The following is a 25529-nucleotide window of genomic DNA, read 5'->3' on the forward strand; positions in this document are numbered from 1 at the left end:
AGCCCGCTCCCACACTGATCTCTGTGTATGCAGTAGCTGCCCGGTTATTTTTCTGTGAATTGATGAGAGAAAGGAGTGACACCATGCTGGTGATGCGCCCCGCGCAAATGGCTGATCTGGGCGAGGTACAGCGTCTGGCTGCGGACAGCCCGATTGGTGTCACTTCCTTGCCGGATGACGTTGAACGCCTGAGCGACAAGATCGCTGCGAGCGAAGCCTCGTTTGCCGCCGAAGTGAGCTTCAACGGCGAAGAAAGTTACTTCTTCGTCCTCGAAGACACCGCTACCGGCAAGCTGGTGGGCTGCTCGGCAATCGTCGCTTCGGCCGGTTATTCCGAGCCGTTCTACAGCTTTCGCAATGAGACCTTCGTGCACGCCTCCCGCGAGCTGAAGATCCATAACAAGATCCACGTGCTCTCGCAATGCCACGACCTGACCGGCAACAGCTTGCTGACCAGTTTCTACGTGCAGCGCGAGCTGGTGGGGTCGCCGTGGGCCGAGCTCAACTCCCGTGGCCGCCTGTTGTTCGTCGCCAGCCATCCGGAGCGGTTCGCCGATTCGGTGGTGACCGAGATCGTCGGTTACAGCGACGAGAACGGCGACTCGCCATTCTGGGACGCCATCGGTCGCAACTTCTTCGATTTGAACTACGCAGAGGCCGAACGTCTGTGTGGCTTGAAGAGCCGCACGTTCCTCGCCGAACTGATGCCACATTACCCGATCTACGTGCCGCTGCTGCCGGACTCCGCTCAGGAAGCGATGGGCCAGGTACACCCGCGTGCGCAGATCACCTTCGACATCCTGATGCGCGAAGGCTTCGAGACCGATCACTACATCGACATTTTCGACGGTGGCCCGACCTTGCATGCGCGTGTTTCGGGGATCCGTTCGATCGCCCAGAGCCGTGTGGTGCCGGTGAAACTCGGCGAGCCGGTCAAAGGTGCCGGGCGCCAGTATCTGGTGGCCAATGCCCAGTTGCAGGATTACCGCGCGGTATTGCTTGAGCTGGATTACGCGCCGGGCAAACCGGTGACCCTGGATCTGGAAGCGGCCGAAGCCCTGGGCGTCGGTGAAGGTGCCAGCGTGCGCCTGGTGGCGGTTTAACGCTTTAGCGAGTTTCACGGGTGGCCACGGCGGCCCGTTTGAGGAGATAGCATGATTGTTCGTCCCGTACGCAGCAGCGATTTGTCCGCTCTGATCGACCTGGCCCGCAGCACCGGCACCGGCCTGACCACCTTGCCGGCCAACGAAGAGCGCCTGACCCACCGGGTTGGCTGGGCCGAGAAGACCTTTCGCGGTGAAGCCGGTCGTGGCGACGCGGACTATCTGTTCGTGCTCGAAGACGACAACGGTCGCGTGGTGGGGATTTCCGCCATCGCCGGCGCCGTCGGTCTGCGCGAGCCTTGGTACAACTTCCGTGTCGGCCTGACTGTCAGCGCCTCGCAGGAATTGAATATCTATCGCGAGATCCCGACCCTGTTCCTGGCCAACGACCTGACCGGCAACTCCGAGCTGTGCTCGCTGTTCCTGCACGCTGACTACCGCACCGGCCTCAACGGCCGCATGTTGTCCAAGGCGCGCATGCTGTTCATCGCCGAATTCCCGGAACTGTTCGGCAACAAGATCATCGCCGAGATGCGCGGCGTGTCGGATGACGCCGGCCGTTCGCCGTTCTGGGAAAGCCTGGGCCGTCACTTCTTCAAGATGGAATTCAGCCAGGCCGATTATCTGACCGGTGTCGGCAACAAGGCATTCATTGCCGAACTGATGCCGAAATTCCCGCTGTACACCTGCTTCCTGTCGCCGGACGCGCGCAACGTCATCGGCCAGGTGCATCCGGACACCGAGCCGGCGCTGGCGATGCTCAAGAGCGAAGGTTTCAGCTATCAGGGTTACGTCGACATCTTCGACGCAGGTCCCGCCATCGAGTGCGAGACCAGCAAGATCCGCGCGGTGCGTGACAGCGAAGCGCTGGTGCTGGCCATCGGCACGCCGGGCGACGATGCCACGCCGTTCATCATCCATAACCGCAAACGCGAAGACTGCCGCATCACGGCTGCGCCGGCCCGTCTGGCCGCCGGCACCCTGGTGGTCGATCCGCTGACCGCCAAACGTCTTCAACTCAACGCTGGCGATCAGGTGCGCGCCGTGGCGTTGTCTGCTGCCCGGGAGTCGAAATAATGAATTCGCTATACATCGCAGGTGAGTGGCTGGCCGGTCAGGGCGAGGCCTTTCAATCGCTGAACCCGGTGACCCAGCAAGTGCTGTGGTCGGGTGAGGGCGCCACTGCCGCTCAGGTCGAGTCGGCCGTGCAGGCTGCGCGTCAGGCGTTCCCGGGCTGGGCCCGGCGTACCCTGGAAGATCGCATCAGCGTGCTCGAAGCGTTCGCCGCCGCGCTGAAAAACCATGCTGACGAACTGGCCCGCACCATCGGTGAGGAAACCGGCAAACCGCTGTGGGAAGCCGCGACCGAAGTCACCAGCATGGTCAACAAGATCGCGATTTCGGTACAGAGCTACCGCGAGCGTACCGGTGAGAAGAGCGGCCCGTTGGGCGACGCCACCGCCGTGTTGCGCCACAAGCCCCACGGCGTGGTCGCGGTGTTCGGTCCTTACAACTTCCCTGGCCATTTGCCGAACGGCCACATCGTGCCGGCGCTGCTGGCCGGTAACAGCGTGCTGTTCAAACCGAGCGAGCTGACCCCGAAAGTCGCCGAGCTGACGGTCAAGTGCTGGATTGAAGCCGGTCTGCCGGCCGGTGTCCTGAACCTGCTGCAAGGCGCCCGCGAAACCGGTATCGCTCTGGCGGCGAATCCGGGCATCGACGGTCTGTTCTTCACCGGCTCGAGCCGTACCGGCAATCACCTGCACCAGCAGTTCGCCGGTCGTCCGGACAAGATCCTCGCGCTGGAAATGGGCGGCAACAACCCGCTGGTGGTCGATCAGGTCGCCGATCTTGATGCTGCGGTGTACACGATTATTCAATCGGCGTTCATTTCCGCCGGTCAGCGCTGCACCTGTGCCCGTCGTCTGCTGGTGCCGGAAGGCGCGTGGGGCGACAGCCTGCTCAAGCGTCTGGTGGAAGTCAGCTCGACCATCGAGGTCGGTGCGTTCGATCAGCAGCCGGCACCGTTCATGGGTTCGGTGGTTTCCCTTGGCGCGGCGAAAGCGTTGATGGATGCCCAGGCGCATCTGCTGGCCAACGGCGCAGTGTCGTTGCTGGCGATGACTCAGCCGCAGGCGCAGTCGGCGCTGCTGACCCCGGGCATCGTTGATGTGACGGCGGTTGTCGATCGCTCCGACGAAGAACTGTTCGGCCCGTTGCTGCAAGTGATCCGCTACGCCGATTTCGCGGCGGCGATTGCCGAAGCCAATGACACTGCGTTTGGCCTGGCCGCAGGTCTGCTGTCGGATTCCGAAGAGCGCTACCAGCAGTTCTGGCTGGAAAGCCGTGCCGGGATCGTCAACTGGAACAAGCAGCTGACCGGTGCTGCGAGCAGCGCACCGTTCGGCGGTGTCGGCGCCTCGGGCAACCACCGCGCCAGTGCCTACTACGCGGCGGATTACTGCGCGTACCCGGTGGCCTCTCTGGAAACCCCGAGCCTGGTGTTGCCGGCGGCCCTGACGCCTGGCGTGAAGATGGCGTGATGCCCATCGCTGGCAAGCCAGCTCCCACAAGGGCGATGAGATCCCTGTGGGAGCTGGCTTGCCAGCGATGACCGCGCCGCGGTCTCAAAGAATAGTTACTGAAGCCTATAACAACAGATTCTCGTGGAGCCTCGCTGATGAAATCCTATGAAGTCAATTTTGACGGTCTAGTGGGGCCGACCCATAACTACGGTGGTCTGTCCTACGGCAACGTTGCGTCCCAGAGCAACAGCCAGCAATCCTCGAACCCGAAGGAAGCGGCGCTGCAAGGTCTGGCGAAAATGAAAGCGCTAATGGAAATGGGCTTTCAGCAGGGTGTTCTCGCACCGCAGGAGCGTCCGGACGTGGCTGCTCTGCGCCGTCTGGGTTTCAGCGGCACCGATGCTCAGGTGATCGAGCGCGCCGCAAAGGAAGCGATGCCGTTGCTGGTCGCCAGTTGCTCGGCATCGAGCATGTGGGTGGCCAACGCCGCCACGGTCAGCCCGAGTGCCGACACCGCTGACGGTCGCGTGCACTTCACCGCCGCCAACCTGAACTGCAAATACCACCGCAGCATCGAGCACCCGACCACCAGTCGCGTGCTGGGCGCGATGTTCGCCAACCAGCAACACTTTGCTCACCACGCCGCGTTGCCGGCAGTGGCGCAGTTCGGTGACGAAGGCGCGGCCAACCACACGCGTTTCTGCCGTGAGTACGGCGAGGCCGGCGTCGAGTTCTTCGTGTTCGGTCGCAGTGCGTTCGACACCCGCTACCCGGCACCACAGAAATACCCGGCACGCCAGACCCTCGAGGCATCGCAAGCCGTCGCTCGTCTGCACGGCCTGCGTGACGATGGCGTGGTCTATGCGCAGCAGAACCCGGCGGTGATCGATCAGGGCGTGTTCCACAACGACGTGATCGCGGTGGGCAACGGCGAGGTGCTGTTCTATCACGAGGACGCGTTCCTCGACACCGATCAGATGCTGGCCGAACTGCAAGCCAAACTGGCCAAGGTCGGCGGCAAGTTCCAGTCGGTCTGCGTGCCGCGTTCGGCGGTCACCGTGGATGACGCGGTGCGTTCCTACCTGTTCAACAGCCAGCTGCTGTCGCGTCCTGACGGTTCGATGCTGCTGATCGTGCCGGAAGAGTGCCGTGGCAACGAGCGCGTGTGGAATTACCTGCAAGGCCTGACCAGCTCCGGTGGCCTGATCCGCGAAGTAAAAGTCTTCGATCTCAAGCAAAGCATGCAGAACGGCGGTGGCCCGGCGTGCCTGCGACTGCGCGTCGCGCTCAACGAAACCGAGCTGGCGGCCGTCAACCCAGGGGTTATCATGACCGCCCCGTTGTACGGTTCGTTGACCGCATGGGTTGAAAAGCACTACCGCGACCGCCTGACCGAAAGCGATCTGGCGGATCCGCAGTTGCTGCTTGAATGCCGGACGGCACTGGATGAACTGACGCAAATCCTTAAACTGGGCGCGGTTTATCCATTCCAGATCAATTGATGGCCGGCGCGTCGCCTGAACGCGGCGCGCGGCTTGTCTCCCCAACAGAGCGTAAAAAAGACATGAGCGATTCCCTGCGGCTGATCCTTGAAGACACCGACGGCAAGCAACTGGAAACTTCCTGCACCCGCGTCGCGGTCATGTGGCAAGGCAAAGAGCTGTGGATCCAGCAGGACGGCCGCGGCCAACTGTTGATCGGCGTGGACGTCGAAGAGGGCGACGAAGAGTACGCCAACCTGCTGTTGCGCCCATTGGCGACTAATCTGGTAAGTCTGCAACTGGAGATGGAACCGGCTGACCTCGGCGACGATGACGGCCACGTGCACGGCCCGGATTGCAATCACGACCACTAAGGAAACCGCTCTATGCTCGCCCTCGGCAAACTGCTTGAACTGACCCTCGCCGGCCGTGAACCGGCGGAGAAGACTCAACTGACTGTCGAAGGCGTGCGCATGCGCTGGTTGAGCGAGGGTGCGCTGGAAGTCCGGCCACCCGAAGCGCGCGACAATGGCCTGGACCTGCTGCTGTCGGCAGGCATCCACGGCAACGAAACGGCACCGATCGAACTGCTCGACCGGCTGCTGCATGACATTGCTCGCGGCGATCTGAAGCCGCGCGCACGCATTCTGTTCCTGTTCGGCAACCCGGAAGCGATTCGCAAGGGCGAGCGTTTCGTCGAGCAAGACGTCAATCGGTTGTTCAACGGCCGTCACGAACAAAGCAGCGGTTCTGAAGCCCTGCGCGCCTGCGAGCTGGAACGCCTGGCGGCGAGTTTCTTCAGCCTTCCTGATCGTCAGCGCCTGCACTACGACCTGCACACGGCGATTCGCGGTTCGAAGATCGAGCAGTTTGCGCTGTATCCGTGGAAGGAAGGTCGCCAGCATTCCCGTCTTGAGCTGGCTCGCCTGCGCGCCGCCGGCATGGAGGCGGTGCTGTTGCAGAACAAGCCGTCGATCGTGTTCAGCTCTTACACCTACGACAAGCTGGGGGCCGAGTCCTTCACCCTGGAACTGGGCAAGGCGCGGCCATTCGGGCAGAACGCCGGGGTCAATGTGTCGCTGCTGGAAACCCGCCTGAAGCAGATCATCGAAGGCACCGAGCCGGAGATGGCCGAGCAGGGCCTGGACGGTCTACAACTGTTCAGTGTGGCTCGGGAAATAATCAAGCACAGCGATGCGTTCCGCCTGAACCTGCCGGCGGACATCGAAAACTTTTCCGAACTGGATGTGGGTTATGTGCTGGCCGAAGACCTGGCCAATACCCGCTGGATCATCGAAGAGCAGGGCGCGCGGATCATCTTCCCCAACCCCAAGGTCAAGAACGGCCTGCGGGCGGGTATTCTGATCGTGCCGACCACTGACGAAAATCTTGCCTGATGATCGTTCCCACGCTCCGCGTGGGAATGCAGCCCGGGACGCTCCGCGTCCCAAAGCGGACGCAGAGCGTCCATTGAGGCGTTCCCATGCAGACGGTTCGACGCCTCGACGTGGGAACGATCATTGTGGGGTCAGACCGCTACAGCACGCGGCTCGGTGCGGCGCAATGCACGCACTTTCTGCAACGTATCGGCGCAGGTCTTCGCCGCTTCCTGACCCTTGTGCACGAAATGCTCGAAGAAGAACTTCTGGTGCTCTTCGCCGGCATGGAAGTGGTGCGGGGTCAGCGACACCGAGAACACCGGCACTTCGGTTTCCAGCTGAACCTGCATCAGGCCGCTGACCACCGACTGCGCGACGAACTCGTGACGGTAGATTCCGCCGTCCACCACCAGAGCGGCCGCGACGATACCGGCATAACGACCGGTCTTGGCCAACAGCTTGGCGTGCAGGGGCATTTCAAAGGCGCCGCCGACTTCGAAGAAATCGATGTCTGATTCCTGATAACCCTGAGCGATCATTTCGGCGAGGAAGCCTTTACGGCTCTGGTCGACGATTTCCTTGTGCCAGCAGGCCTGGATGAACGCGACGCGCTCGCCGTGAGTGTGTTTGCTTTTGCTGTCGATAGCGGTGGGTTGCATGTTCTGACTCCTGTTTGTGTGAAAAACAGGGCGTTATGAATCGAAAGGGATTCAAGGGTACGCACGCTCGCGCGAACACGGCGGACGGCCCTTTGGCGTCAATCCCGTTCTCTCTTCATCCGGACTATGACCGTCGGCCCCGGAATCACACCGGGTCTGCTGACCTTGCCGCCGCTCACGGTTTTTGCCGTGCCTGACACCAAGCGCTCGCGGGCTATGCGCATTGCGCGCAATTACCGCCGGTGGGGAATTGCACCCCGCCCTGAGAACGTTTCGCCGCCCTTTATCGGGCGGCGCAGCGTTTTTAACACAGATTGCCGGGCTGTGCATTGCGCCTTTGTGATGATTGCCATCGGATTTTTCGAAGCACAGGAAACGACTTTTCCTTGCGCGAGGGTTGATTAATCCGCGCCGTGCCCGCAGTAATTCACCTTCGTAAAGGGATTTCCCCTGCTGACTTGAGGCCAGGTTCATGAGCGTTATCGATCTTCGCAGCGACACCGTCACTCAACCGACTCCCGCCATGCTCGACGCGATGACCCGCGCCGACACCGGTGACGACGTGTATGGCGAAGATCCGACGGTCAATCGTCTGGAAGCCGAACTGGCAAAACGGCTCGGTTTTGCCGCCGCGCTGTTCGTCCCGACCGGCACCATGAGCAACCTGCTGGGCTTGATGGCGCACTGCGAGCGCGGTGACGAGTACATCGTCGGTCAACAGGCACACACCTATAAATACGAAGGCGGCGGCGCAGCGGTGCTCGGCTCGATTCAGCCACAGCCGCTGGAAGTGCAGGCCGACGGCTCGCTGGACCTGGATCAGGTGGCCGCGGCGATCAAGCCCGACGATTTCCACTTCGCCCGCACCCGCCTGCTGGCGCTGGAAAACACCATGCAGGGCAAAGTGTTGCCGCTGGACTATCTGGCCCGGGCCCGCCAGTTCACTCGGGACAACGGCCTGCAACTGCATCTGGACGGCGCGCGGCTGTACAACGCGGCGGTCAAGCTCGGGGTCGATGCCCGGGAAATCACCCAGTATTTCGATTCGGTCTCGGTGTGCCTGTCCAAAGGCCTCGGCGCGCCGGTCGGTTCGGTGCTGTGCGGTTCGTCGGCGTTGATTGCAAAGGCCCGGCGCCTGCGCAAAATGGTCGGTGGCGGCATGCGTCAGGCCGGATTGCTGGCGGCGGCGGGGCTGTATGCGTTGGACCACAACGTCGAGCGCCTGGCGGATGACCATGCCAACGCGCAGTTGCTGGCCGAATGCCTTCGCGAGGCTGGTTTCAGCGTCGAGCCGGTGCAGACCAACATGGTTTACGTGCAGATGGGCGACCGTGCCGAGGCGATCAAGGCATTTGCCGCCGAACGCGGGATCAAGTTGAGCGCTGCCGCCCGTCTGCGGATGGTCACGCACATGGACGTCAATCGCTCGCAAATCGAGCAAGTGATCGCGACATTCGTCGAGTTTTCGCGCAAGTGACAGCGTTAGCGGCCCAATTGACCGTTTCTATCGTATAAACACGCTGTACCCCGCGCGCAGGGCCGATATAATGCGGCCCTTTGCCGTCGTTTCGTCTGTTGACGTTTCGTACAGGCCTTTGGCCGCAGCCTCCGTGGAAGAACCTAATGAAAAGCGCAGAAATCCGTGAAGCCTTCCTTCGCTTCTTCGAAGAGCAAGGCCACACCCGTGTAGCCTCCAGCTCTTTGATTCCGGGCAACGACCCAACCCTGCTGTTCACCAACGCGGGGATGAACCAGTTCAAGGACTGCTTCCTGGGCCAGGAAAAGCGCGCGTACACCCGCGCCGTCTCCAGCCAGAAATGCGTGCGCGCCGGCGGCAAGCACAACGACCTTGAGAACGTCGGTTACACCGCCCGTCACCACACCTTCTTCGAAATGCTGGGCAACTTCAGCTTCGGCGATTACTTCAAGCGTGACGCCATCACCTACGCCTGGAACTTCCTGACCTCCGAGAAGTGGCTGAACCTGCCGAAGGAAAAGCTGTGGGTTACCGTCTACGCCAGCGATGACGAGGCCTACGACATCTGGACCAAGGAGGTCGGTGTGCCGGCCGAGCGCATGGTGCGCATCGGCGACAACAAGGGCGCGCCATACGCCTCCGACAACTTCTGGACCATGGGCGATACCGGCCCGTGCGGTCCTTGCACCGAGATTTTCTACGATCACGGCGCCGACATCTGGGGCGGCCCACCGGGTTCGCCAGAAGAAGACGGTGACCGTTACATCGAGATCTGGAACAACGTGTTCATGCAGTTCAACCGCACCGCCGATGGCGTGTTGCATCCGCTGCCAGCCCCGTCGGTGGACACCGGCATGGGTCTTGAGCGGATCAGTGCCGTGCTGCAGCACGTTCACTCGAACTATGAAATCGACCTGTTCCAGAGCCTGCTGGCCGCATCGGCCAAGGCGATCGGTTGCAGCAACGACAATCAGGCGTCCCTGAAAGTCGTGGCTGACCACATTCGTTCCTGCGGCTTCCTGATTGCCGACGGCGTGTTGCCGTCCAACGAGGGTCGCGGTTATGTGCTGCGCCGGATCATCCGTCGCGCCTGCCGTCACGGCAACAAGCTGGGCGCCAAGGGCAGCTTCTTCTACCAGATCGTTGCCGCACTCGTGGCCGAGATGGGCGAAGCGTTCCCGGAACTGAAATCCCAGCAGGCGCACATCGAGCGCGTACTGAAAGCCGAAGAAGAGCAATTCGCCAAGACCCTGGAACAGGGCCTGAAAATCCTTGAGCAGGATCTGGCCGAGCTCAAAGGCGACGTGGTTCCAGGCGACGTGGTGTTCAAACTCTACGACACCTACGGTTTCCCGATGGACCTGACCGCGGACATCGCCCGCGAACGCAGCCTGACCATCGACGAAGCCGGTTTCGAGCGTGAAATGGAAGCCCAGCGCGTCCGTGCACGTTCCGCCAGCTCGTTCGGTCTGGACTACAACAGCCTGGTCAAGGTTGACGTCGACACCGAGTTCACCGGTTATTACGCCACCAGCGGTTCGGCGAAAGTCGTTGCGCTCTATAAAGATGGCCAGTCCGTGGACGTCTTGAGTGAGGGGCAGGAAGGCGTTGTGGTGCTGAACCAGACGCCGTTCTACGCCGAATCCGGCGGCCAGGTTGGCGATTGTGGTTATCTGCAGGCCGGCAACAGCCGTTTCGACGTGCGCGACACCACCAAGACCGGCGGCGCATTCCTGCACCACGGCGTACTGGCGTCGGGCAGCCTGATCGTTGGCGCACCCGTGGAAGCCCACGTCGAAGCCGACGTGCGTCACGCCACTTCGCTGAACCACTCGGCCACTCACTTGCTGCACGCTGCATTGCGCAAAGTGCTGGGCGACCACGTTCAACAGAAAGGTTCGTTGGTCGACAGTCAGCGCCTGCGCTTTGACTTCAGCCACTTCGAAGCGATCAAACCGGAGCAGATCAAAGCGCTGGAAGACATCGTCAACGCCGAGATCCGCAAGAACTCCGCCGTTGAAACCGAAGAAACCGACATCGAAACCGCCAAGCAGAAAGGCGCGATGGCGCTGTTCGGCGAGAAGTACGGCGACAACGTGCGCGTGCTGAGCATGGGCGGTGATTTCTCCGTCGAGCTGTGCGGCGGTATCCATGCCAACCGTACCGGTGACATCGGTCTGCTGAAAATCATCAGCGAAGGCGGTGTGGCATCGGGCGTGCGTCGTATCGAAGCAGTTACCGGCGCTGCGGCTCTGGCTTACTTGAACGCTGCTGAAGAACAACTCAAGGAAGCGGCGAGCCTGGTCAAGGGCAGCCGCGACAACCTGATCGACAAACTGTCGGCGGTGCTGGAGCGCAACCGTGCGCTTGAAAAGCAGCTCGAGCAGTTGCAGGCCAAGGCCGCTGCTGCCGCGGGCGACGATCTGTCGGCCTCGGCCGTGGACGTCAAGGGCGTGAAAGTGCTGGCCGTGCGTCTGGATGGTCAGGACGGCAAGGCGCTGCTGGCGCTGGTCGATCAGCTGAAAAACAAACTCGGCCGCGCAGTGATCCTGCTCGGCAGTGTCCATGAGGAAAAGGTCGTACTGGTTGCAGGCGTAACCAAGGACCTGACTGGCCAACTCAAAGCCGGTGATTTGATGAAGCAGGCTGCTGCGGCAGTGGGCGGGAAGGGCGGTGGTCGTCCGGACATGGCGCAGGGCGGCGGTGTCGACGCCGGCGCACTGGATGGCGCACTGGCGCTGACCGTTCCATTCGTCGAGCAGGGTTTATAAGACGGCCCGTCGGGCCCGCAGTCTAGTGGCGGACCCGGCGGCTGTTCGAGTGATTATTGGGCGCCCTTCATGGGCAGAGGCGGCTTTGAAATGGCTTTGATCGTACAGAAATTTGGAGGCACCTCGGTCGGCACTGTCGAGAGAATCGAGCAGGTCGCCGACAAGGTTAAGAGATTCCGCGATGCCGGCGATGACCTGGTGGTTGTGCTGTCTGCAATGAGCGGCGAAACCAACCGTCTGATCGATCTGGCCAAGCAAATCAGTGGCGAAGATCAACCGGTTCCGCGCGAGCTGGACGTGATCGTTTCCACCGGTGAGCAGGTGACGATCGCCCTGTTGGCCATGGCGCTGATCAAGCGCGGTGTACCGGCGGTGTCGTACACCGGCAACCAGGTGCGGATCCTGACGGACAGCGCGCACAATAAAGCGCGTATCTTGCAGATTGATGACCAGAAGATTCGCGGTGACCTTAAGGCTGGCCGCGTGGTGGTGGTCGCCGGTTTCCAGGGTGTCGACGAGCACGGCAACATCACGACCCTGGGTCGTGGCGGTTCCGACACCACCGGCGTGGCGCTGGCCGCTGCGCTGAAGGCTGACGAATGCCAGATCTACACCGACGTCGATGGTGTCTACACCACTGACCCGCGCGTGGTATCGGTGGCTCAGCGTCTGGACAAGATCACCTTCGAAGAGATGCTGGAAATGGCCAGCCTCGGTTCCAAGGTGCTGCAGATCCGCGCGGTGGAGTTCGCCGGCAAGTACAACGTTCCGCTGCGCGTACTGCACAGCTTCAAGGAGGGTCCGGGCACCCTCATTACTATTGATGAAGAGGAAACCATGGAACAGCCGATCATTTCCGGCATCGCTTTCAACCGCGATGAAGCCAAGCTGACCATCCGTGGCGTGCCAGACACCCCGGGCGTGGCGTTCAAGATTCTCGGCCCGATCAGTGCCGCGAACATCGAAGTCGACATGATCGTGCAGAACGTCGCGCACGATAACACCACCGACTTCACCTTCACCGTGCACCGCAACGACTACCAGTCCGCGCAAACCGTGCTGGAAAACACCGCTCGCGAGATCGGTGCCCGTGAAGTGGTTGGCGATACCAAGATTGCCAAGGTCTCGATCGTCGGCGTCGGCATGCGTTCCCACGCAGGCGTGGCCAGCCGCATGTTTGAGTCCCTGGCAAAAGAAAGCATCAACATCCAGATGATCTCGACCTCGGAAATCAAGGTTTCCGTGGTGATCGAAGAGAAGTACCTGGAACTGGCCGTGCGCGCCCTGCACACGGCTTTCGAACTCGACGCTCCGGCCCGTCAGGGCGAGTGATGCGTTGTCTGAAGGGCGCGGTCTGACCGCGCCCTTTATTTTTTGAATGGCGCGAGCCCCGAACTGTTCTTTTGCTCGCGCTGGTCAATACTCAGGCATGTAGGGCTACGATCGCTCCGGTTGTAGGTCGGGTGCCTTTTTTTTGCAGACTGTTGTCCCTGAAATGATTCGCGTGAGGAGAAAGGTATGCTGATTCTGACTCGTCGGTGCGCAGAAAGCCTGATTATCGGTGATGGCGAAATCACCGTGACCGTGCTCGGCGTTAAAGGAAATCAAGTGCGTATCGGCGTCAACGCCCCGAAAGAGGTGGCCGTGCACCGTGAAGAAATCTATCTGCGTATAAAGAAAGAGAAGGACGAAGAACCAAGCCATTAATTTTTATCGATTTTTATGTTTGCAAACGGGGAAGAAGGTGGTTAATATACGCCCCGTGTTGCGGAGAGCTGGCCGAGTGGCCGAAGGCGCTCCCCTGCTAAGGGAGTACACCTCAAAAGGGTGTCGGGGGTTCGAATCCCCCGTTCTCCGCCATTATTTGCTTAGTACGTTGTAATCTGGCTTTTTCTGTAAGTTGTTGAAATTTATAGAAAAAGTGGTTGGAATAGAGATTAGACGGGCTATAATGCGGCGCAACAAATGCACTCGTAGCTCAGCTGGATAGAGTACTCGGCTACGAACCGAGCGGTCACAGGTTCGAATCCTGTCGAGTGCACCATTTAAGAGTCAATTGCAGCGATGTAAATGACTCGGCTTCAACCAGTTGTGATCTGGTCTAAAAACACAGAATGCACTCGTAGCTCAGCTGGATAGAGTACTCGGCTACGAACCGAGCGGTCACAGGTTCGAATCCTGTCGAGTGCACCATTTAAGAGTCAGTTGCAGCAATGCAAATGACTTGGTTACAGCCAGTTGTGGTCTGGTCTAAAAACACAAATTGCACTCGTAGCTCAGCTGGATAGAGTACTCGGCTACGAACCGAGCGGTCACAGGTTCGAATCCTGTCGAGTGCACCATATACCGAAAAGCCCGCGTTTAACGCGGGCTTTTTGCTGTCCGGGATTTGGCTTTTCCCGTCACGCATCCTTTCTCATCAAAATCGATTTGAGCACTGCGGCCTCGCTTGAGGTCGTAACGATAACTCGTTGCCGAATTGCGGATGCTTACCTTGTCGGGTTTGCCGAGGGCGCTTTCCACATCCTGTTGGTTCATGCCGGCGATGATTCGTTGATTGATGATTGCCTCGCGCTTCTGTCGCGCGTCGATCAGATCTCCACATTTATCGTGAGTGCGACCGACGACGGCCATTTCTCTTTTTCTGATATTCATACCCGATGTTTCTTCGTGCCGGGCTTCGGGTATCAGTGTCACGGTCGAGCCGGGCGAATAGGGGTGCACTTCCTGCAATGAAAGGTGTTCATCGTTCGCACAGCTCAATGTGGTGAACGTGACGCTGCCATCAGAAGCTTCGCAGCGATGAAGTGTGGTTGTGCTCCCGATGGTGGGCAGGCAGAGCAGAGTGGTCAGCATGAGTCGGGATGTTTTCGATGGCATTCGGCGTCCTCCATGACGATCCTGTTCAAGCGTAGCCGGCAGTTTTTTCACTGGCGGTGTGTTTTCTTTTCAGGATGAGTCGTCGCACTGTGAAGGATCAGGACAGCGCTCAGCTTTGTCTCGCAAGCGCTTGTTTCAGCCACGATTTTTTAACGTTTAAAACCGTCAGGCGGTGTATCATTGCGCCCGTCAGCCCCGCCGGGGCTTATGGAAAACCTCCATGGACTTACCCAGTAGTTATTCAGTAACCCGTTTCACCAATCATGAATTGACTGATTGATCCTTCCGGCGTGCCCCGCTGCTGGGAGTGGAGTTCGCCTATGTCCGAAATCGAAGTAAAGAAAACACAGGAAAGCCTGCAGGATCGCCTGGCTCAGGTGGTCGAGCTGCTGCAGCGCCAGCGGGTCGTCGAAGACCTGACTCATCGCCAGGAAGGCCCGCATCATGACCGGGTCGAGAACCTGGTCCACCGGCAAAACCTCGTCGAGTTGCAACGCAAGCTCGATGATCTGCACTCCGCCGACGTCGCCTACATTCTTGAAGCCCTGCCGCTGGACGATCGTCTGACGCTCTGGCAACTGGTCAAGGCCGATCGCGACGGCGACATTCTTCTCGAAGTATCCGATTCCGTCCGTGAAACGCTGATCGCCGACATGGACGATCATGAGCTCCTGGCTGCGGCCAGGGACATGGATGCCGACGAACTTGCTGACCTGGCCTCCGAGCTGCCGCGAGACGTCGTCCATGAGCTGATGGAGACTCTGGATCAGCAGCAACGCGAGCGTGTGCGTTCGGCGCTCTCCTATGACGAGGAGCAGGTCGGCGCGCTGATGGACTTCGAGATGGTGACCATCCGTGAGGATGTCAGTCTCGAAGTGGTTCTGCGTTACCTGCGTCGCCTGAAAGAGCTGCCGGGCCATACCGACAAACTATTCGTGGTCGACTACGACGGCGTGCTCAAGGGCGTGCTGCCAATCAAGCGTTTGCTGGTCAATGATCCGGAGAAACAGGTTTCCGAAGTCATGGCCAGTGATCCGGTGAGTTTTCACCCGGATGAAGACGCCTACGACGCCGCTCAGGCGTTCGAACGTTACGACTTGATCTCGGCCCCTGTGGTCGACAAGAACGGCAAGCTGATCGGCCGTCTGACCATCGATGAAATGGTCGACCTGATTCGTGAGGAGAGCGAAAGCGAAGTTCTCAACATGGCCGGTCTGCGTGAAGAGGAAGACATTTTTGCTTCGGTCTGGAAATCCCTGCGCAACCGTTGGGCGTGGCTGGCAATCAATCTGATCACGGCATTCGTCGCATCGCGGGTGATCGGTCTGTTCGAAGGTTCGATCGAGAAGCTGGTGGCCCTGGCGGCGCTGATGCCGATCGTGGCGGGCATTGGCGGCAACTCCGGCAACCAGACGATCACCATGATCGTTCGTGCCATGGCGCTCGATCAGGTCAGCACTGGCAACACCTCGCGCCTGATGCGCAAAGAGCTGGCCGTGGCGTTGATCAATGGCCTGGTCTGGGGTGGGGTGATCGGTGTGGTGGCTTACTTGCTGTATGGCAGCTGGTCGCTGGGCGTGGTGATGACCGCTGCCATGACGTTGAACCTGCTACTTGCCGCTTTGATGGGGGTGTTGATCCCGATGACTCTGGCGAAGATGGGCCGCGATCCGGCGATGGGTGCAAGTGTGATGATCACGGCCATGACTGACAGTGGTGGCTTCTTCATCTTCCTCGGGTTGGCGACGATTTTCCTGCTCTGAACGACTGCATAAAAAAACAGCCCGCCAATTGGCGGGCTGTTTTTTGTCTGTGAGAAGCCCCAATTGCGGGCAAAAAAAAGCCAGCATTCATGCTGGCTTGAGATGTTCGGTTTGACTCAGGATGCGTCTGCGGCCATTTCGGCGTCGTGGGCGATCAGAGAAACCAGCGCGTTCTGCTGGCGGTGGGAGAGTTGACGGAAGCGTTGCAGCAGCTCGCGCTCATGCAGCGACAGCTCCGGGCTGTCCAGGCGCATGCTCAGCTCTTCGCCCAGTGCACCTTCCTGAATAAGACTCTGCTCAAGGCGCGCAATGATCTCGGAGTTCATGCTGCGATGATGATTGCGAGCCACCTCGGCAATGCGTTCACGCATTCCGTCTGGCAGACGTACGACGAACTTGTCAGCCGTACGGCTGGAATAAATTGCCTGTTTCAATGGGCGCATATATTTAACCGGTTAGTTCAGGGGAGCGGTTCTCGGGATTGGCCGCAGGATGTGTGGTAGGACAAGCATCCGCGCCAAATGGTTCAACCTGAATTGTTAAGAGGCGCGCATCATGCCTCAAAATTGCCAGATCATTGGCGTCAATTCTGTGACAAATATTGATCCGGGTAAAGGCGTAATGCCAGCACCAATTATCAGAAATGCGGACTGGTTTGAAAAGAAAGCATCAGTCCGTATTGCTGACCGCGTCCTGAAACACGTTGACTGATGCCCGAGGGCTTCAGAACGTGCATGCTATGCGGGTTGAATCGTTGTTCCTTACCTTGTACAGGATAGTGGCAAATGGCCGATTTACTAGGGGCAAATGCCCGCCGGAGGGCGTTTTCAGGATGGATGGCAGGCTGATTTACCTTATGGGGCCTTCCGGCTCCGGCAAGGACAGTCTGATCGAGGCTGCGCGTGAACCCTTGCGGGCGTTGAACTGCGAAATCATCAGGCGAGTGATTACCCGTTCGGCTGAATCCGTGGGCGAGGATGCGATCGGCGTGACGCCTCAGGAGTTCGAGCAACGTCAGCGCGCCGGCGAGTTTTCGCTGGCGTGGGAGGCCAATGGTCTCGCCTACGGGATTCCGGTGGAAATGGACCAATGGTTGAAAGCCGGGAAACACGTCCTGGTGAACGGCTCTCGGGCGAACCTTCGGCAAGCGCTGGAAAGCTACCCGACGCTGGTGCCGGTGTTGTTGACGGTGCGAGATAACGTCTTGCGGGAGCGTCTGCTCCGGCGTGGCCGGGAGACGCTTGAACAGATCGATGCGAGACTCGCCCGTAACGCGCTGTTCAAGGACCGGCGTTCAACTGACAGCCCTGTGCATCTGATCGACAATTCGGGTGACCTGGCGGATGCGGTCAATCAGCTGCTGAAGCTGGTCAGGGTCAGCGCAGTACAGGATCAAACTTGATCTTGCGCCCGGCCACCAGCGCCAATACGAACAGCGTCGAAAACACGCCGCACCCGATCAGAGGCAGGGATATTTCGGTTTCCTCGAACAGCGAAAAGTGCCCGAGGCCACTCAATAAGGCGAGGATCAGAAATCCTGCGGCTGACTTGGACATGCTGTACTCCTGAAGATATTTCAAAAAACCAGACGTTCAGTCGACTGCGCCGGCAACACCTGTTCAGACTCGCTGACCGCTTGCGGGGCGGAGCGCTGATCGCTCAATACCGCCCATTGGGGCGTTTTCTGCACTTGCAGGTAATGTGGCATGCGCCCGGCCACTTTCTCGTTGTCCTCGGGGAGGAAGTGAAAGCCCACGAGAACAGCCAGTGCGATTACGTTTGCGAGGACGAGGGCGCTGTTCATGAGACGAGTCTCCGAATGTTCTTTTATAGAACCGGTAAAGCAGCCGCCGTGCCAATAGTCTAACTGCTGTTAAGTCCTTTAAAAACAAGCATTTAAATGGATTTTTAGAAGAGGGCGCATTGCATTCTGCAATGATGGCGTTTTGCGGAGATGCAAATTGCACGGTAAAACGTCCGGCACCCTTGCAAGACGCCTGCCTACACTTAAAAAGCCCTGCGGACGACATGACAAATCAGGGCCCGACCGTTAACATGCACGCCGTCTGTCGCACCGACAGCCCTGTGTCCCAGTAGCTCAATTGGATAGAGCATCCCCCTCCTAAGGGGAAGGTTGGCAGTTCGAACCTGCCCTGGGACACCATCTATTGAAAAGCCCCGCGCAGAGTGATCTGGCGGGGCTTTTTGTTGTCGCCATTTTATAAGCGGAAGCGACTGACCATCGTGTTGAAGGACGCCGCCAGGTTGGACAGTTCCTGGGTCGAAGCGCTGGTCTGATGCGCACCTGCCGCCGTTTGGGTGGACAGATCCTGGATGTTCACCAGATTACGATCCACTTCGCGAGCGACGTGTGCCTGTTCTTCCGAGGCCGTGGCGATGACGAGGTTGCGATCATTGATCTGCGAAATGCCGTCGGCAATCAGCTCCAGTGCCTGGCCGGTCGCTTGCGCCAGTGACTGGGTTTCGCTGACCAGCGCCTGGCTTTTCCCCATGGCGCCGACGGCTTCGTCTGCACTGTTACGCACGTCGTTGATCATGCCTTCGATTTCCCCCGTCGAAGCCTGGGTCCTTGCCGCCAGGGCTCGTACCTCGTCGGCGACCACGGCGAAACCTCGACCTTGCTCACCCGCGCGTGCAGCCTCGATGGCGGCGTTAAGCGCCAGAAGATTGGTTTGCTCAGCAATTCCCCGGATCACATCCAGCACCTTGCCGATGTCTCGAACTTTCTCCGCCAGGTCCTTGACCATGGTGGTGGAGGTGGCGATTTCCGTGGTTGCATGGTTGATCGCGGCAACGGCGTTTCGCGCTTGATCGCGTCCATTGCTGGCTTCCCGGCTGGTGGTCTGGGAGGCCTCGGAGGTGGATACCGCATTGCGCGCGACTTCCTCCACGGCGGAGGTCATTTCCGTGACAGCGGTCGCTGCCTGCTGGATCTCGTCGTTCTGACGGATCAGACCACGGCTTCCGTTGTCGGTGACGGCGGTGAGTTCTTCGGCAGCTGAAGCCAGTTGATCTGCCGCGTTGGCGATCTGCTGAATAGTGCCTTTCAGACTGCCCTGCATCTCGGCCAGGGCCGTGAGCAACTGACCGGCCTCGTCGCGGCCGGTGCTGACGATGTTTTGAGTCAGGTCTCCCCCAGCGATGCTTCGGGCGCTTTCAACGGCTTTGGAGATGGGGCGGCTGATCAGTCGGCTGATGAACAGGCCGAGCAAAATCGCAGCGACGAAGGCCAGCACGATGCCGATGTACAGCGACGTCTTGGCGGACGACTCCGTCAGAACCGATCGCTTTGCGGCTTCGCTGACTTGCATATCGTTGGAGTTGGTCATGATGGTCAATTCGTCCATGACGACGCGGTAGTTTTTCTGCAGATCGCCGAGCAGCAATTCGCGGCCGTTTTCCAGGTCCCCGGCCTTCATCAGGGCCAGATACCTTTGCACGATCGCCTGGTAAACGGGCCAGGCTTTTTCCATTCGGTCACCTGCTGCACGTTCGTCGTCGGCAAGCTTGGTTTTTCGATATTCGGCAAAGGCTTTTTCACTCGCCAACTGGTTCGCGCTCATCGAGGCGAGGAATTCGTCTTTGGTGCTCTGTGGCAGATTGGCCGCAGTGGCGACGTAAAGCCGATACATGTCACGGGTCTGTCCGACGGCCTTGATTTTGGTCTGCGCGATGTTGGCGACAGCGACAAGGTTGTTGCCGAACACCGATCTGAGGCTCGCCGATAGCTCGGTCACTCCCCGGCTTCCCAGCAGGCCCACCCCCAGGGTGATGAAGGCGCACGCGGCGAAGGCCGTGATCAATTTCGTGGAAAGTCTTGCGTCATTCAACCAACTCATAAGGGCATCCTGCTGACGTGTGGGGTCGGGACAATATCGAGTGCAGCTCGTAAGAAAATGGCGTGTCGTCGTACATCTTTCGGCTGCGGAGACCACAACTGTAGGGTTACCAGTTGTTTCTCACGTAAATATATTCTGCATGAAATCCCTTGTAACTATCGGTTTAGAGCACTCAGCACATACATACAAAAGATGGCACTTGGCCTTTTCTATTTATTGCCAAGTGTTACATTGTGTGGAATATTCCAAAAAATACGTACGACATCGTACCTCTTCGTTCTTGTCGCTCAAGATGACGAGGACACTGTGTTCGTGATTTCCAGAACCGTGAAAAAAAGAACGAAGCAGCCTAGGGTAGGACTCATGTCGCGTCGCATTGATAAAGGGAAATGCAAGGGGTACGCCTTTGCCGGATGGGTGACGCTGTTGATCGCCACGGCCGGGGCAGCGCATGGCGAGGGGCTCGACAGCACCGCGTCGGTGGGCAAGCGTCTGGCGGTAGCGGCTGACTGTGTGGCTTGCCACACGGCGCCAGGCGGCGAGGCTTTTGCGGGCGGCTATCCGCTCAGTTCGCCGATGGGCACGATCTACTCGACCAACATCACGCCTTCGAAAACGGCGGGTATCGGCAATTACACCTCAGAGCAATTCGCCCGCGCGGTGCGTGACGGGGTGGCGGCCGATGGCACTCGGCTTTACCCAGCGATGCCCTACACCTCTTATTCGAAGATGACCGACAGCGACATTGCTGCGCTCTACGACTACTTCATGCACGAAGTGACGCCGGTCGATACGCCGAACCAGAAAACCGCACTGGATTTCCCGTTCAATATCCGTGCATCGATGATTGGCTGGAACGCGCTGTTCCACAGCAAAACACGCTTCACGCCGGATCCGGCCAAGTCCGCCGAGGTCAATCGCGGCGACTATCTGGTCAACGGCCTGGCTCACTGCGACACCTGCCACACGCCGCGCAATGTCCTGATGGCGGCCGACAGCGCAAAACCGTTGGCCGGCGGATCGCTGGGCAGTTGGTATGCCCCCAATATCACCTCCGACAAAGTCAGCGGCATCGGGGCCTGGTCAAGTGACGAGATCGTGGCCTATCTGCGTACCGGACACGTCGAGGGCAAGGCTCAGGCGGCGGGGCCGATGGCCGAGGCGGTGGAGAACAGTCTGCAGCATCTGAGCGATGTGGATCTCAAAGCCATCGCGGCCTACCTGCTGCAGACCACGCCGATCAAGACCGGGGAGAGCAAGGCCCGGCACGAGTACGGTCAGGCTTCGGTCGACGAATTGACGCTGCGCGGAGGCAAACCCGGGGACAACCCGGGCTGGCACGTTTTCAGTGGCACTTGCGCCAACTGCCATCAGCCGAACGGTCAGGGCACAAGGGAATACCCATCGCTTTTTCACAACACTGCCACCAGTCGCAGCGACAACCTGATCGCGGCCATCGTGTATGGCGTGCATCGTGAAGTCGACGGTGTGGCCATCGACATGCCGGGTTTCGGCCCTGACGCGCTGTTCACCGACCGCCTGAACGACCAGCAGATTGCCGATGTCAGCAACTACGTGCTGTCGCGCTACGGCAATGCCGACGCGGTTGTCACCGCCGCCGATGTGGCACAGGTACGCAACGGTGGGCCCCAGGCGCCACTGGCAGTGATGGCGAAGTTTACGATCCCGGTCATCATTCTCGTGTGCTTGTTGATCGGTCTGGGCGCATGGGCCTTGATTGCACGTCGGCGCAAGGAGGCCTGAGCAATGGACACTTCAATGACGCACAAACACGTAAAAAATCAAACCGAAAGCTCGGCGGGGCTCACTCGCCGCAATCTGTTGCGCGGTTCCGTGACGCTGGGCCTGGCCGCGATGATCGGCAGTGCGCTGCCCTGGCAGTCGGTGCTGGCAGCCCAGGTTTCGAGTGACGATTTCATTGCGCTGTCGCAGTTTCTGGTCAGCCGTGCGGTCAATCCGGTTCTGGCCGGTCGTTACTACGCTGCGCTGGACAAGCGCGCACCGAATTTCTCGACCAACGTGATTGCCCTGAAGCAATTGATCAGCACTCAGGGCTACCGGCATGTCGATGAATACCTGGCGCAGCCGAATCCGGATCCATCGCTGCGGGCCACGGCCACCAGCATCATTTCCGCCTGGTATCTGGGCATTGTCGGTGAGCCGGCGGATGCCGAGCTGATCAGCTATTCCCTCGCCATGATGTATCAGCCCACTCACGGCATTCTCATCATTCCAACCTACGGTGGCGGCCCGGATTCATGGGGTCCCAAACCAGCAGTCATTCAGGACTCGACAGTATGAGCAGCGATCAATTCGATGCCGATGTGGTGATCATCGGTTCTGGTGTCATGGGCGGTCTGATCGCCACGGGCCTGGCCAAAGCGAACAAGTCGGTGATCGTGCTCGAGGCCGGGCCTCGGGTGAATCGCCGTGATGTGGTGGAAACATTCCGCAATGCTCCGGTGAAACTCTCGCTGGCCAATGCCAAGCTGCAGGGCGCCGGGTCGCCTTATCCGAGCCTGCCCCACGCGCCCTCTACTTATGGCGACTATTTGCAGCAGGTAGGGCCGGTGAAATACAACACCTCTTATCTGCGTGTGGTAGGTGGCACCACCTGGCATTTCGGTTCCTCGCTGTGGCGCATGCTGCCCAACGATTTTCGTCTCAAGTCGCTGTATGGCCGTGGTCGCGACTGGCCGATCAGTTATGACGAACTCGAACCGTATTACGCTCGGGCTGAAATCGAACTGGGCGTTTCCGGCGTCGACGGCCAGGACGAAAGCGGGCAGGGCGGGGACGCTTATCCGCCGCGCTCGATTCCCTATCCGATGGAAGGCCTGAAACCGAGCTACATGTTCAAGCGCCTTTCCGAATTGCTCGGCAAGGGCGGGTATAACCCGATCCTCGAGCCGAATGGCCGGGCGACCCGCCCCTATGGCAAGCGGCCTCCCTGCGCTGGCAACAACAACTGCAACCCGGTGTGTCCGATTGCCGCCAAGTACGACGGTTCGATGCACATCGATGAGGCCGAGCGCCATGGCGCCAAGGTGCTGGACAACTCTGTCGTCTACAAGATCGAGGCGGGCGATGACGGCAAGATCACTGCGATCTGGTACATGCGCCCCGACAAGTCCAAACACAAACTGACCGCACGGGCTTTTGTGCTGGCGGCTTACGGTATCGAGTCGCCGAAGCTGCTGTTGATGTCGACCTCGGAAAAGTACCCGAACGGGATCGCCAACTCGTCGGATCAGGTCGGGCGTAACCTGATGGATCACACCGGCATCAGCATGAACGTCATGACCAAGGAGGACATGTGGCCGGGCGAAGGGCCGACGCAATTGCTGGTCTATCTGAACAGCCGCGATGGCGCGTTTCGCAACGATTACCCGAGCTACAAGATCAAGGTGCGCAACACCGTGCCGACGTCGCAAATCACCTCGAACCTGATCGCCAAAGGTGTCCTGGGCTCGAAGCTCGATGAGCAGATCCGCCTGCAATCGGCGCGCTCCCTGAACTGGGCTGTCGACTTCGAAACCCTGCCACTGCCGGAGAATCGGGTTACCCCGAGCAAGACCAAGTTCGACGCCATCGGCTTGCCGGTTCCCGAGATCTACTACAGCGTTCCCGACTACTGGCACGCCGGTAAAGAGAAGGCGCTGGAAGACTTCAAACAGTTTGCGAAACTGCTCGACGCCGACATCCTCAGCACCGACACGGGCTTCCAGAATCGGCAGCACATCATGGGCACCACCATCATGGGCGATGACCCGAAAGACTCGGTGGTGGACCGCGATTGCCGCAGTCACGACCATTCCAACCTGTTCATCGCAGGCACGAGCGTCATGCCATCGTCCTCCTGCGTGAACCCGACGCTGACAGGTGCGGCGTTGAGCATCCGGATTGCCGATGTGTTGGTGGCGGAGGTCTGAGAAGCGCCCCGAAGTACAAAGCCCCACGCAGAGGTGTCTGGTGGGGCTTTTTTGTGTCTTTCAATCTTGCAGGAGGAAAGGCTAGAAAATTTCAGCTCCACCCTCTGCCTTTCCAATCGAGGTTGTGACGTTCATGAAATGTCGGCGGCCGTTGACTGAGAAGCCCCGTTCGGGATCCTGAGACCCAGGCTTGCGCAAAGTCAGCAAGGCGGGCAATCCGTCTTTCTCGCTGTAACTACCAAACCAATTGTTCAGCCTTGCGATGAAGCACTCGTTGTCGATGAAAACTGGCAAGTCCATGACGGTTTCTACTGCGTAGTAACCTGCGCCGTAACTGTAATAATCATCGTCACCCGAGCCCGATGCAGGAATGGGGCAGAGGGGGCCTTTGTGTTGGCTGGGTTGTTGAGGTTTACCCGCACCCGATTGGGTCAGGGCTTTTATGAGAGTTTTTCGCAAGACTGGGTCCAGTACGTAGCTGGTACTGCTTTCCTCGGAGTATTGATTGCTCGGCACGATCAACTTGTAGTCATACTGAACCGTCACTGTTGGTATTTGGCTGTTGATCTTCAGGGGATTGAGCAGGTAGATCTGATCGACACCGTATGACCCGTTGCGATAGGCGAGATACATCCTTCCATGAGATTTGATCCAGGCTGCCGATTGGTTGGCGCCTCGATCATTGGTGGAGAACAACGAGCTGCCGGCGCTGGCGTCCGGATCATAGGGCGCCAGTCTTCTGGTGAACCGTTCTCCATCGCGACGGAAGGTTTCATAGAAGCTGAAGAGGCCTGTACCACCGGTGTAGGTTGAAACGATCAGATCCCGTTGACCGTCGCCGTTAAGGTCTATCAATGAGTAATTCGCCTGGCCCTGCTCGGCATCAGCGTCAAGACCGGAAGCTTTAAGCGCCTTCCATTCATTCGGGGTTACACCCTTGGGAATGCTTTTGGGAAACAAGGTCTGATCGTAAGTGTTGTCGTCGCTGGGATCACCGGAGAACGAAGTTTCGCCGTCGTCGGTTGAGAGAGAATCCAGCGCTCGCTCCAGCGCAAACTCCGGGTTCTCCTTGCTCATCTCCCGAATCCGTTGCTGCAGATCCTCCATGACCTGTTTATCAATGTCGTCCGGCTTGTAGGCCACCGCGTCGATCCACTGAGCGTGCAAGACCTGCAAACGATCCTGATAACGCTGGTTCAGGCAACTGACCTCCTCGCCACATCGATCACGCTCCTTCAGCCACTGGCGCTGGGCGTTTTTCACTTCGGCCTGCGCCGGGGCAGCATTCATCAGCTTCCGATAAGCCGCCCCCATCTGCGCATCCACCTCATACAAAGGCTTGTCCGCGCAAATCGCCTTCTCCACAGCACTCGCCGCCTTTGTGCAGTCCATTCCGCTCGCCACTGCCTGCTGAAAAAACAGCAGCGCACAGGCCGACACGATGTAGCGTCCCTTGATGTACACGATGAATCCTTTGCCGTTGGAAAGTGTGAACCGCCGCGCAGGGTAATCCTTGCGCAACGAATCTTTAACCCCCGCTTCAAGAGAATCGCTGATCCGGCCGATAACCCGTTCGGTGACTACAGAGTCGCGCGAAATCGCTTGATAGCATTTGGCCGGCAGCTATCATCTGCGCGCCTGGAAATGGTCCATCTTCTTCAATTGCCTGGAAATCCTC

At 59.3% G+C, this 25529-nt stretch carries 22 protein-coding genes, 5 tRNA genes and 1 riboswitch; of the genes, 20 read left to right on the top strand and 7 right to left on the bottom strand.

The window, feature by feature from the left end; translation table 11 throughout:
* Positions 1 to 83: 83 nt before the first annotated feature.
* The 6 genes from aruF to astE all read left to right on the top strand — a co-directional run bounded on the left by aruF (position 84) and on the right by astE (position 6506).
* A complete protein-coding gene (gene aruF / locus CAF77_RS15020) occupies positions 84 to 1103 on the top strand; it encodes an arginine/ornithine succinyltransferase subunit alpha (protein ID WP_064598807.1) in 1020 nt (339 codons plus the stop codon).
* Between the two features lie 51 nt (positions 1104 to 1154).
* The gene (gene astA / locus CAF77_RS15025) at positions 1155 to 2180 is read left to right on the top strand and encodes an arginine N-succinyltransferase (protein ID WP_011335534.1); all 1026 of its coding nucleotides are present in this window, start codon (positions 1155 to 1157) and stop codon (positions 2178 to 2180) included.
* Positions 2177 to 3646: a succinylglutamate-semialdehyde dehydrogenase gene (gene astD / locus CAF77_RS15030; protein ID WP_170928961.1), complete on the top strand. Its 1470-nt coding sequence runs from the start codon at positions 2177 to 2179 to the stop codon at positions 3644 to 3646. The genes astA and astD overlap by 4 nt, the downstream gene beginning before the upstream one ends.
* Positions 3647 to 3783: 137 nt before the next feature.
* Entirely contained in the window at positions 3784 to 5130 is a 1347-nt protein-coding gene (gene astB, locus CAF77_RS15035; RefSeq protein ID WP_064598800.1) for an N-succinylarginine dihydrolase, read from the top strand.
* A 62-nt stretch (positions 5131 to 5192) separates the two neighbouring features.
* Positions 5193 to 5483, top strand: a complete 291-nt coding sequence (locus tag CAF77_RS15040; RefSeq protein ID WP_064598799.1) for a hypothetical protein — start codon at positions 5193 to 5195, stop codon at positions 5481 to 5483.
* A gap of 12 nt (positions 5484 to 5495) precedes the next feature.
* A complete protein-coding gene (astE, locus tag CAF77_RS15045; protein ID WP_007951052.1) occupies positions 5496 to 6506 on the top strand; it encodes a succinylglutamate desuccinylase in 1011 nt (336 codons plus the stop codon).
* 131 nt (positions 6507 to 6637) lie between these two features.
* Here the strand turns inward: astE and CAF77_RS15050 are convergent, their stop codons facing one another.
* Positions 6638 to 7147, bottom strand: coding sequence for a 6,7-dimethyl-8-ribityllumazine synthase (locus tag CAF77_RS15050; protein WP_011335530.1), 510 nt, complete (start codon positions 7145 to 7147; stop codon positions 6638 to 6640).
* A gap of 102 nt (positions 7148 to 7249) precedes the next feature.
* A riboswitch (FMN riboswitch) is annotated at positions 7250 to 7421 on the bottom strand.
* Between the two features lie 198 nt (positions 7422 to 7619).
* Between CAF77_RS15050 and ltaE the strand changes: the two genes are divergently transcribed.
* The 8 genes from ltaE (at position 7620) to CAF77_RS15090 (ending at position 13737) form a co-directional block, all read left to right on the top strand.
* Positions 7620 to 8624, top strand: coding sequence for a low-specificity L-threonine aldolase (ltaE, locus tag CAF77_RS15055; RefSeq protein ID WP_085654877.1), 1005 nt, complete (start codon positions 7620 to 7622; stop codon positions 8622 to 8624).
* Positions 8625 to 8770: 146 nt separating this feature from the next.
* Entirely contained in the window at positions 8771 to 11395 is a 2625-nt protein-coding gene (alaS, locus tag CAF77_RS15060) for an alanine--tRNA ligase (RefSeq protein WP_085654879.1), read from the top strand.
* A 90-nt stretch (positions 11396 to 11485) separates the two neighbouring features.
* Positions 11486 to 12727 (top strand): aspartate kinase, encoded by a 1242-nt coding sequence (locus CAF77_RS15065; RefSeq protein ID WP_085654881.1) that lies wholly within the window; start codon positions 11486 to 11488, stop codon positions 12725 to 12727.
* A gap of 186 nt (positions 12728 to 12913) precedes the next feature.
* Positions 12914 to 13102: a carbon storage regulator CsrA gene (gene csrA / locus CAF77_RS15070; RefSeq protein ID WP_002554426.1), complete on the top strand. Its 189-nt coding sequence runs from the start codon at positions 12914 to 12916 to the stop codon at positions 13100 to 13102.
* Between the two features lie 62 nt (positions 13103 to 13164).
* A tRNA-Ser gene (locus CAF77_RS15075) sits at positions 13165 to 13255 on the top strand.
* A gap of 107 nt (positions 13256 to 13362) precedes the next feature.
* Positions 13363 to 13439 (top strand) — tRNA-Arg (locus tag CAF77_RS15080).
* A gap of 72 nt (positions 13440 to 13511) precedes the next feature.
* Positions 13512 to 13588 (top strand) — tRNA-Arg (locus CAF77_RS15085).
* A 72-nt stretch (positions 13589 to 13660) separates the two neighbouring features.
* Positions 13661 to 13737: transfer RNA gene (locus CAF77_RS15090), tRNA-Arg, on the top strand.
* A gap of 19 nt (positions 13738 to 13756) precedes the next feature.
* Here CAF77_RS15090 and CAF77_RS15095 read toward each other — a convergent pair.
* On the bottom strand, positions 13757 to 14275 hold the full coding sequence (locus CAF77_RS15095) for a cell envelope protein SmpA (RefSeq protein ID WP_085654883.1): 519 nt from the start codon (positions 14273 to 14275) through the stop codon (positions 13757 to 13759).
* Between the two features lie 320 nt (positions 14276 to 14595).
* Between CAF77_RS15095 and mgtE the strand changes: the two genes are divergently transcribed.
* On the top strand, positions 14596 to 16038 hold the full coding sequence (gene mgtE, locus CAF77_RS15100; RefSeq protein ID WP_064383614.1) for a magnesium transporter: 1443 nt from the start codon (positions 14596 to 14598) through the stop codon (positions 16036 to 16038).
* 116 nt (positions 16039 to 16154) lie between these two features.
* Here mgtE and CAF77_RS15105 read toward each other — a convergent pair whose 3' ends face one another.
* Entirely contained in the window at positions 16155 to 16481 is a 327-nt protein-coding gene (locus CAF77_RS15105) for an Arc family DNA-binding protein (protein WP_003178899.1), read from the bottom strand.
* Between the two features lie 389 nt (positions 16482 to 16870).
* Here CAF77_RS15105 and phnN point away from each other — a divergent pair, with 389 nt between their 5' ends.
* A complete protein-coding gene (phnN, locus tag CAF77_RS15110) occupies positions 16871 to 17440 on the top strand; it encodes a phosphonate metabolism protein/1,5-bisphosphokinase (PRPP-forming) PhnN (protein WP_085654885.1) in 570 nt (189 codons plus the stop codon).
* Here phnN and CAF77_RS15115 read toward each other — a convergent pair.
* Positions 17415 to 17594: a PA3371 family protein gene (locus CAF77_RS15115; protein ID WP_064383611.1), complete on the bottom strand. Its 180-nt coding sequence runs from the start codon at positions 17592 to 17594 to the stop codon at positions 17415 to 17417. The two genes, phnN and CAF77_RS15115, sit on opposite strands and share 26 nt — an antisense overlap.
* A gap of 20 nt (positions 17595 to 17614) precedes the next feature.
* Positions 17615 to 17842: a hypothetical protein gene (locus tag CAF77_RS15120; protein WP_064383609.1), complete on the bottom strand. Its 228-nt coding sequence runs from the start codon at positions 17840 to 17842 to the stop codon at positions 17615 to 17617.
* A gap of 283 nt (positions 17843 to 18125) precedes the next feature.
* Here CAF77_RS15120 and CAF77_RS15130 point away from each other — a divergent pair.
* Positions 18126 to 18202, top strand: a tRNA-Arg gene (locus CAF77_RS15130).
* A 55-nt stretch (positions 18203 to 18257) separates the two neighbouring features.
* On the opposite strand, the gene CAF77_RS15135 is transcribed toward CAF77_RS15130, so the two are convergent.
* Positions 18258 to 19898, bottom strand: coding sequence for a methyl-accepting chemotaxis protein (locus tag CAF77_RS15135; RefSeq protein ID WP_064383607.1), 1641 nt, complete (start codon positions 19896 to 19898; stop codon positions 18258 to 18260).
* 363 nt (positions 19899 to 20261) lie between these two features.
* Here CAF77_RS15135 and CAF77_RS15140 point away from each other — a divergent pair, with 363 nt between their 5' ends.
* From CAF77_RS15140 to CAF77_RS15150, 3 genes are read left to right on the top strand one after another with little or no spacing between them, the layout of a single operon-like run.
* Positions 20262 to 21662 (top strand): cytochrome c, encoded by a 1401-nt coding sequence (locus CAF77_RS15140; RefSeq protein WP_064383605.1) that lies wholly within the window; start codon positions 20262 to 20264, stop codon positions 21660 to 21662.
* A gap of 3 nt (positions 21663 to 21665) precedes the next feature.
* Positions 21666 to 22220, top strand: a complete 555-nt coding sequence (locus tag CAF77_RS15145) for a sugar dehydrogenase complex small subunit (protein ID WP_064383604.1) — start codon at positions 21666 to 21668, stop codon at positions 22218 to 22220.
* Positions 22217 to 23851, top strand: a complete 1635-nt coding sequence (locus tag CAF77_RS15150) for a GMC family oxidoreductase (RefSeq protein ID WP_064383602.1) — start codon at positions 22217 to 22219, stop codon at positions 23849 to 23851. The genes CAF77_RS15145 and CAF77_RS15150 overlap by 4 nt, the downstream gene beginning before the upstream one ends.
* 81 nt (positions 23852 to 23932) lie before the next feature.
* Here CAF77_RS15150 and CAF77_RS15155 read toward each other — a convergent pair whose 3' ends face one another.
* Complete coding sequence (locus CAF77_RS15155) at positions 23933 to 25315, bottom strand: lysozyme inhibitor LprI family protein (protein ID WP_064383599.1); 1383 nt, start codon at positions 25313 to 25315, stop codon at positions 23933 to 23935.
* Positions 25316 to 25529: the final 214 nt, after the last annotated feature.

The organism is Pseudomonas sp. R15(2017) (assembly GCF_002112685.1).
Lineage (GTDB): Bacteria > Pseudomonadota > Gammaproteobacteria > Pseudomonadales > Pseudomonadaceae > Aquipseudomonas > Aquipseudomonas glycinae.

Bases quoted from the DNA above. Each gene is read 5' to 3' on its own strand.
- aruF (WP_064598807.1), top strand. From the start codon at position 84: ATGCTGGTGATGCGCCCCGCGCAAATGGCTGATCTGGGCGAGGTACAG.
- astA (WP_011335534.1), top strand. From the start codon at position 1,155: ATGATTGTTCGTCCCGTACGCAGCAGCGATTTGTCCGCTCTGATCGAC.
- astB (WP_064598800.1), top strand. From the start codon at position 3,784: ATGAAATCCTATGAAGTCAATTTTGACGGTCTAGTGGGGCCGACCCAT.
- CAF77_RS15040 (WP_064598799.1), top strand. From the start codon at position 5,193: ATGAGCGATTCCCTGCGGCTGATCCTTGAAGACACCGACGGCAAGCAA.
- astE (WP_007951052.1), top strand. From the start codon at position 5,496: ATGCTCGCCCTCGGCAAACTGCTTGAACTGACCCTCGCCGGCCGTGAA.
- CAF77_RS15050 (WP_011335530.1), bottom strand. From the start codon at position 7,147: ATGCAACCCACCGCTATCGACAGCAAAAGCAAACACACTCACGGCGAG.
- ltaE (WP_085654877.1), top strand. From the start codon at position 7,620: ATGAGCGTTATCGATCTTCGCAGCGACACCGTCACTCAACCGACTCCC.
- alaS (WP_085654879.1), top strand. From the start codon at position 8,771: ATGAAAAGCGCAGAAATCCGTGAAGCCTTCCTTCGCTTCTTCGAAGAG.
- CAF77_RS15065 (WP_085654881.1), top strand. From the start codon at position 11,486: ATGGCTTTGATCGTACAGAAATTTGGAGGCACCTCGGTCGGCACTGTC.
- csrA (WP_002554426.1), top strand. From the start codon at position 12,914: ATGCTGATTCTGACTCGTCGGTGCGCAGAAAGCCTGATTATCGGTGAT.
- CAF77_RS15095 (WP_085654883.1), bottom strand. From the start codon at position 14,275: ATGCCATCGAAAACATCCCGACTCATGCTGACCACTCTGCTCTGCCTG.
- mgtE (WP_064383614.1), top strand. From the start codon at position 14,596: ATGTCCGAAATCGAAGTAAAGAAAACACAGGAAAGCCTGCAGGATCGC.
- CAF77_RS15105 (WP_003178899.1), bottom strand. From the start codon at position 16,481: ATGCGCCCATTGAAACAGGCAATTTATTCCAGCCGTACGGCTGACAAG.
- phnN (WP_085654885.1), top strand. From the start codon at position 16,871: ATGGATGGCAGGCTGATTTACCTTATGGGGCCTTCCGGCTCCGGCAAG.
- CAF77_RS15115 (WP_064383611.1), bottom strand. From the start codon at position 17,594: ATGTCCAAGTCAGCCGCAGGATTTCTGATCCTCGCCTTATTGAGTGGC.
- CAF77_RS15120 (WP_064383609.1), bottom strand. From the start codon at position 17,842: ATGAACAGCGCCCTCGTCCTCGCAAACGTAATCGCACTGGCTGTTCTC.
- CAF77_RS15135 (WP_064383607.1), bottom strand. From the start codon at position 19,898: ATGAGTTGGTTGAATGACGCAAGACTTTCCACGAAATTGATCACGGCC.
- CAF77_RS15140 (WP_064383605.1), top strand. From the start codon at position 20,262: ATGTCGCGTCGCATTGATAAAGGGAAATGCAAGGGGTACGCCTTTGCC.
- CAF77_RS15145 (WP_064383604.1), top strand. From the start codon at position 21,666: ATGGACACTTCAATGACGCACAAACACGTAAAAAATCAAACCGAAAGC.
- CAF77_RS15150 (WP_064383602.1), top strand. From the start codon at position 22,217: ATGAGCAGCGATCAATTCGATGCCGATGTGGTGATCATCGGTTCTGGT.